This window comes from Halobacterium bonnevillei (genome assembly GCF_009831555.1).
GTDB lineage: Archaea > Halobacteriota > Halobacteria > Halobacteriales > Halobacteriaceae > Halobacterium > Halobacterium bonnevillei.
Genome location: NZ_WUUU01000156.1, coordinates 1 through 6907, shown reverse-complemented (window position 1 = coordinate 6907; position 6907 = coordinate 1). Strand labels below are relative to the sequence as shown.

Here is a 6907-nt window from a genome sequence, read left to right as displayed (position 1 = left end):
GAACGATCTCGATGCTGACTTCGTTGGGACCTGAATCCGCCAGCTGGTGGAGCGCGCGCTCGAACTCGACGTCGAACTGGCCGTCGCGCGGTTCGCCGAGGACTTCGACTGCACGCTCGCGGAGCGCGGCGGCCGCGGGTTCGACGTCGATGCCGGCCGGTCGCCGATTCTGGACGTTCCCTTCGAGGACGTCGAGCCAGTCGACTACGGCGTCGACGGCGTCGCGTTGCTGTCCGGCGTGAACTCCGGCGGGAAGACGAGCACGCTGGACCTCGTCGCCGTCGTCGTCGTGCTCGCGCACATGGGACTCCCGGTGCCCGCCGAGTCAGCGCGCGTCCCGGAGGTGGAGGAACTCCACTACTACGCGAAGTCCCAGGGGACGCTGGACGCTGGCGCCTTCGAGGCGACGCTTCGCGATTTCGCCGGCCTCACCGAGGGCGCAGCGCGCAAGCTCGTGCTCGTGGACGAACTCGAATCGATCACCGAACCCGGGGCGTCGGCGAAAATCGTCGCGGGCATCCTCGAGGAACTCCACGAGGCGGGGGCCTCAGGCGTGTTCGTCTCCCACCTCGCGGGCGAGATCCGCGACCAGTGCGGGTTCGAGGTGACCGTCGACGGCATCCGCGCGAGGGGGCTGGAGGACGGTGAACTGGTCGTCGAGCGCTCGCCCGTGAAAGACCACCTCGCGCGCTCGACGCCCGAACTCATCGTGGAGAAGCTGGCAGACGACGGCGGCAGCGACTTCTACGGGCGGCTGCTGGAGAAGTTCTGAGCCGGGCGGGCGCGGGTGCGCCGTCGCGGCGGACTCGCCAGGGAAAGCCTTAGACACGTGAGCCCCGATTGAACGACACCGAATGGCTACGAACGACAGCACCGCGCAGCGGGACGCGTTCGCCGTGCTCGGCAGCGAGCCACGCCTCGCGATTCTCCGGGCGGTCGCGGACGCCGTGGAGGCGGGGGCGAGCGGTCTCGGCTTCACGGAGATCTACGACCGGGTCGGGGACGGCAGCACCTCGCGGGTGTCGTACCACCTCACGCAGCTCGAGGGGCGGTTCCTCCGGCAGGTCGAGGATACCTACACGCTGACGCAGGCGGGCGACCGCGTCGTCCGGGCGATTCGCTCGGGAGCGTACAGCGAGACGCCCTCGTTCGAGCCGACCGACGTGGAGGGGGACTGTCCCAGTTGTGGGGCGACGACGCTCACGGCGGCGTACCGGGAGTCGATGCTCGCGGTGGCCTGCGACACCTGTGAGACGACCGTCGCGACGTTCGACCTGCCGCCGTCTGCGTCGAACGGCCGGACGAACCGGGAAGTCCTGGAGTCCTGCAATCGGCGCGCGCACAACGAGTACTCGGCGGCCCTGCAGGGGACGTGTTCGACGTGCGGGGGGACGACGGACGTCGACGTTCGCGAGTGCGATGGTCCCGCTTCGTACACCTGCGTCGCGCGGTGTACCGAGTGCCGACTGCGCCTGTTCGCGCCGCTGGAGGTCCGCCTGCTGTACCACCCGGGGGTCGTGGCGTTCTACTGGGAGCACGGCGTGGACGTGTCGAACGTCCCGTTCTGGCAGCTCCAGACCTACGTCGACGACTGGACAATCGACTGCGGCGGTGGTGACCCGCTCCCGTGTGAGATTACAGTGGTCCACGAGGGCGCACACCTCCGTGCGTCCGTCGGCGAAGCCCTCGACGTCACGGTTCTCGAGTCGTAGACTCGGCGGCCGAGGGGGGAATCGAGCGGCGGCTGTGGCATTCCAACGGGCGTTAGAGGTGTTCCAGCGGCGGCTGGAGGGAGGCGGCAGCCGGCCCCCGGTAGCTCAATACTATTTGAGTAACGCCGCTGTCAATATATAAGAAATTCAACAAGATATATCTCCCAGAGGACCGTATCAGGTGGTATGCCGACCGCTCGTGCCGCGTCCGATCAGTCGAAGCCAGGCCACTCCGCTTCGAAGCACAGAACCGCCCGACCGATGGTGGTGGGGCAGCGATGACCGCCATCGAGACGACCGGCCTGACGAAACGATACGGCCACGACGTCTACGCGGTCAACGACCTCTCGCTCACTGTCGAGGAGGGCGAAGTGTTCGGGTTCCTGGGCCCGAACGGCTCCGGGAAGTCCACGACCATCGACGTGCTGATGGACTACGTCCGCCCGACCGCCGGGTCGGCCACGGTCCTCGGCTACGACGCCCAGACCGACGCCGACGAGATCCACCAGCGGGTCGGCATCCTCCCCGACGGGTACAGCCTCTACGACCGGCTCTCCGGCCGCAAACACGTCGAGTACGCGATTCGGCTAAAGGACGCCGAGGACGACCCCGACGCCATCCTCCAGCGAGTCGGCCTCGCTGCCGACGCGGCCGCGCGACCCGCCGGCACCTACTCGAAGGGGATGAGCCAGCGGCTCGCGCTCGGGATGGCGCTGGTCGGCGACCCGGACCTGTTGATCCTGGACGAACCGTCCTCGGGGCTGGACCCGGACGGCATCCGCGACATCCGCGAACTCACGCTCGAACACGCCGAGAGCGGCGGCACCGTGTTCTTCTCGAGTCACATCCTGAGCCAGGTCGAGGCTATCTGTGACCGGGTCGGCATCCTCGACGACGGACGGCTCGTCACCGTGGACACTATCGACGGCCTCCGGGACGCCCTCGGCGCCGGGTCGACCATCACCGTGACCGTGGACGCGCCCCCATCCGGCCTCGCGTTCGACGACGTCGCGGGCGTCTCCAGCGTGGTCGTCGACGGCGACGAGATTCACGCGACCTGCACGGAACCCACGGCGAAGCTCGCGGTACTGGACCGCATCAGGGAGACAGAGCACCGGATTCTGGACTTCGACACCCGGCAGTCCTCGCTGGAGGACCTGTTCTCGGCGTACACTCACCCGACCGACGACCGGCCGCGAACGGAGGGCCGGCCGTGAGCTGGCGGGTCATCGCCCGCAAGGAGTTCGAGGACGCCGTCCAGTCCCGGCTCCTCTGGGGCGTCGTCGCGTTCGTCGCGGTCATGGTGAGCGTGACGTTCCTCATCCCGCTGCTCGTCCCCGCCCTGGACTCCGGTGTGCTGGCCGCGCTCGGCGGCGCCAGCGAGTTCGCGTCGATGCTCGTCCCCATCGTCGCGCTCGTGGCGGCCTACCTCGCCATCGCGGGCGAACGCGAGTCCGGGAGCCTCCGGTTGCTCCTCGGGCTGGAGCCGTCCCGTCGCGCGGTCGTCGCCGGGAAGTTCGTCGGCCGGAGTGCGGTCGTCGTCGTGGGGCTCACTGTCGGATTCCTGCTCGCCGGCGTCGTCGCGTGGGCGGTCTACGGGACGGTGCCAGCGGGCGCGTTCCTCGGCGTCCTCCTCCTGACCGACGCGCTCGGCGTCGCGTTCGTCGGCATCGCCATCGGCATCTCCGCGACGAGCGCCACGCGCTCGCGGGCGATGACCATCGGAATCGCGGCCTACCTCGCGTTCGCGCTCCTCTGGGACCTCATTCCGCAGGGCGCCCACCTCGCCGTCTTCGGCGGGCCGCCCGGAGCGTCGGCGCCCGCGTGGTTCGTGTTCCTCCAGGGCGCCAGCCCGACGGGCGCGTACAGCGCGCTCGTCATGAACGCGATTCACGCGACCGACCCCTCGTATCCCGCCGCGACCACGGTACTCGACGGACCCGTCCCGTTCTTCGTCGAGTGGTGGGCGTTCGCGGCCATTCTGGTCGCGTGGACCGTCGTCCCGCTGGCCCTCGGTAGCATCGCGTTCGAGCGCGCGGACCTCAACTGAGCACTCGTGACCACGACGACACACAGCGAACGGCTGCGAGCGTGGATCGACCGCCACCGGCTGGCGAGTTTCCTCGTCGTCACGTACGCGTTCACGTGGACCGTCCAGGGGTTCCTCGCGTACTCGGGGATGGAGGCCTCGTGGACGCTGTCGATTCTGGTCGGCTTCGGCGCCTTCGGCCCGCCGCTGGGCGCCGCCGTCGTCGTCTGGGCCGCCGGCGGCGACCTCCGGGCGTGGGTCTCCCAGGTGCTTCGGTGGCGAATCGGCGTCTCGTGGTGGGTCGTCGCAATCGGGCTGCCGCTCGTGGTTCTCGCGGTCGGCAGCGCGCTGTACGCCGTGCTCGGCGGCCCGCTGGACTTCGAGTCGCTGCCGTTCCCCGGCGTCTACCTGTTCGCGATGGCGTGGGGCGTCGTCTGGGGCGGCGGGCAGGAAGAACTCGGGTGGCGTGGGTTCATGCTCCCGCTGCTGCAGGCGAAGTACAGCGCGCTCACCGCGAGCCTCCTCGTCGGCGTCGCGTGGGCGGGCTGGCACCTCCCGCTGTTCCTGAACGCGAACACGACACACGCCGGCTGGCCGCTCTCCCAGCAGTTGCTCTGGGTCGTCACGATTCTCGCCGGGTCGGTCCTCTGGACGTGGATGTACAACAACACTGGCGGCAGCGTGCTCGCCGTCGCCGTCTTCCACGCGGGCATCAACGCGATGGGCATCTTCCACCCCGCGGACGCGGAGGCGCTCGCGCCCGGCGGCGTGGCCGACCCGTGGTTGAACTTCCTCGCCGAAGCCACGACCGCCGTCGTGCTCGTCGCGGCGGCCATCCTGGTGGTCGCTGTGTACGGCCGGCGACACCTCTCGACGGACGAGGCCCCCGGGCCGGAAGTCGTCGGCCTGCGGTGAGGTGCGGGTGCGCGCCGAGTCCGGGCGGCGGGAGCCGGCGCCGTCGTTCAGCGAAACGCCCGAGACGGCGCGGTAACGCCGCTCCAGACCGCCTCGTGGCGAAGGGTTAAGTGGCTCGCCGAGCGAGGTGAAAGTGATGGACGACGACCCCGAAGAGGGGATGCTGGGCTGGGACGAGACCGTGTTCCGGGACGAACACGTCTTCGAGATCGACTACGTCCCGGAGGTGTTCCACCACCGGGAGTCCCAGCTCCAGACGCTGCAGTACGCGCTCCGGCCCGCAGTGCGCGGGAACCGGCCGCTGAACGTGATGGTCCGGGGGCCGCCCGGCACCGGGAAGACGACCGCCGTCCAGAAGCTGTTCGGCGAACTCGGCGGCCAGCGCGGCGTGCGCACGGTGCGCGTGAACTGCCAGGTCGACTCCACGCGGTACGCCGTGTTCTCGCGGGTGTTCGAGGAGATCTTCGACTACGAGCCGCCGTCGTCGGGCATCTCGTTCAAGAAGCTGTTCGGGCAGGTCGCCGAGCGCATCGCCGACGAGGAGGAAGTCCTCGTGGTCGCGCTCGACGACGTGAACTACCTGTTCTACGAGAGCGAGGCCTCGGACACGCTGTACTCGCTGCTGCGCGCCCACGAGACCCACCCGGGCGCGAAGGTCGGCGTCATCGTGGTGTCCTCGGACCTCGACCTGGACGTCATCGAGAACCTCGACGGCCGCGTGCAGTCCGTGTTCCGGCCGGAGGAGGCGTACTTCCCGGCGTACGACCGCGGCGAGATCACGGACATCCTCCGGGACCGCATCAAGGTGGGGTACCGCGAGGGCGCGGTGCCGACGGCGGTCCTCGACAGGGTCGCCGAACTCACCGACGAGGCCGGCGACCTGCGCGTCGGGATCGACCTGCTGCGGCGGGCTGGCCTGCACGCCGAGTCCCGCGCGAGCAAGACCGTCGAACTGGAGGACGTCGAAGCCGTCTACGAGGAAGCCAAGCACATCCACCTGTCGCGGAACCTGCGCGCGCTCTCGGAGACCGAGCGCGCGCTCGTGGAGACGGTCGCGGAGTGCGGCGGCGAGCAGGCCGGCGACGTCTACGACCAGTTCAACGACCGCACGGACCTCGGGTACACGCGGTACACGGAGATCGTCAACAAACTCGACAAGCTCGGCCTCATCGAGGCCGAGTACGAGGAACTGGAGGGGCGCGGGCGCTCGCGGACGATCCGCCTCTCCCACGACCCCGAGACGGTGCGCGAGCGGCTGTAGCTGCGAGCGGCGTCGCAGGAACTGGAGCGTGGGTCAGCAGCCGCGAGGGGGTGCTGGCTTACTCCGAGTCGAGCACGACGGTGTCGTCGAACAGCGTCGCGAGCTGGTCGAGGACGGCGTCGTCGTGTGCCGCCGGGTCGGCGTGGCAGTGGACGGTGCCGTCGGCGGCGAGCACGCGCCCGCACAGCACCTGGAGGAACCGGGCGGTTCGCTGGGTGTCGCTGTACTGGAGGAGCGTCGTCAGCGAGTCCACGCAGACGGCTGGCCGCGCGTTCGACGGGAGCCACCCGAGGAACTCGGAGACGGCGATGCCGACGCCGGTGAGGTCGCCGGGGTCCGCGACGGCGCGGACGCTGTCCGAGTGCGGGTCGGTGGTGACGAACCACGTCGGCGGGAGGTGGTCGCCGCGGGCCGCCCGCCAGTCGTCCGGGTGCCGGCGGAACGCGACGACGAGCGCCGCGTCGCTCGTCGCGAGTCGGTCCGCGCACGCGGCGGCCCCTTCGGTCGATACACCTGGCGCGAGGACGAGTGTCGCCGGCCCCCTCGTCTCGCCGTCCCTGTCAGCCGCGCGGGCGACTTCCCCCATGCGAGCGTCGTACACAGACCGGTCGCATATTTAATCGCCTTATAACGATTTTCAGGAGGTTGCTACGAGACCGTTATGAGATCGTTACGAAGTCGAACGAGGAGTTAGGTATCGCTAACCGACGTCGAAACCGGGGCGGAGCCGGGACAGCAGCGGCCGTCGGTGGCGGCCGGAGCGCAGTGGGCCGCAGGCAGTAGTTTTTGGTCGGGGGCCGTGAACCCAGGAGACATGAAGAATACGAGCGGGAGCAGTGCGGCGAAGCGGGCCGCGGGCGAAGCGGCGGCCGACGAGGTGGCGGACGGGATGGTGGTCGGCCTCGGGACGGGCAGCACGGCCGCTCACGCCATCCGCGCACTCGGCGAGCGCGACGTGGACGTCGAGGGCGTGCCGACGTCGTTCCAGTC

The 6907-nt window shown here is 69.6% G+C and carries 6 protein-coding genes and 2 pseudogenes; 7 read left to right on the top strand and 1 reads right to left on the bottom strand.

Annotated elements, in window-relative coordinates:
• Positions 1-43: 43 nt before the first annotated feature.
• From GRX66_RS14895 to GRX66_RS14870, 6 genes and pseudogenes are all read left to right on the top strand, one after another.
• A pseudogene (locus GRX66_RS14895) lies at positions 44-772 on the top strand (MutS-related protein); the annotation flags it as partial.
• 82 nt (positions 773-854) lie between these two features.
• Positions 855-1712, top strand: a complete 858-nt coding sequence (locus GRX66_RS14890) for a winged helix-turn-helix domain-containing protein (protein WP_159527260.1) — start codon at positions 855-857, stop codon at positions 1710-1712.
• A gap of 278 nt (positions 1713-1990) precedes the next feature.
• Entirely contained in the window at positions 1991-2929 is a 939-nt protein-coding gene (locus GRX66_RS14885; RefSeq protein WP_159527259.1) for an ABC transporter ATP-binding protein, read from the top strand.
• A complete protein-coding gene (locus GRX66_RS14880) occupies positions 2926-3762 on the top strand; it encodes an ABC transporter permease subunit (RefSeq protein WP_201293043.1) in 837 nt (278 codons plus the stop codon). The genes GRX66_RS14885 and GRX66_RS14880 overlap by 4 nt, the downstream gene beginning before the upstream one ends.
• A 6-nt stretch (positions 3763-3768) precedes the next feature.
• Positions 3769-4656, top strand: a complete 888-nt coding sequence (locus tag GRX66_RS20590; protein WP_159527258.1) for a CPBP family intramembrane glutamic endopeptidase — start codon at positions 3769-3771, stop codon at positions 4654-4656.
• Positions 4657-4792: 136 nt separating this feature from the next.
• Positions 4793-5917 (top strand): ORC1-type DNA replication protein, encoded by a 1125-nt coding sequence (locus GRX66_RS14870; protein WP_159527257.1) that lies wholly within the window; start codon positions 4793-4795, stop codon positions 5915-5917.
• Positions 5918-5975: 58 nt separating this feature from the next.
• Here GRX66_RS14870 and GRX66_RS14865 read toward each other — a convergent pair whose 3' ends face one another.
• Entirely contained in the window at positions 5976-6518 is a 543-nt protein-coding gene (locus tag GRX66_RS14865; protein WP_159527256.1) for a DUF7504 family protein, read from the bottom strand.
• A gap of 213 nt (positions 6519-6731) precedes the next feature.
• Here GRX66_RS14865 and GRX66_RS14860 point away from each other — a divergent pair.
• Positions 6732-6907 (top strand): annotated as a pseudogene (locus tag GRX66_RS14860) (ribose 5-phosphate isomerase A); the annotation flags it as partial.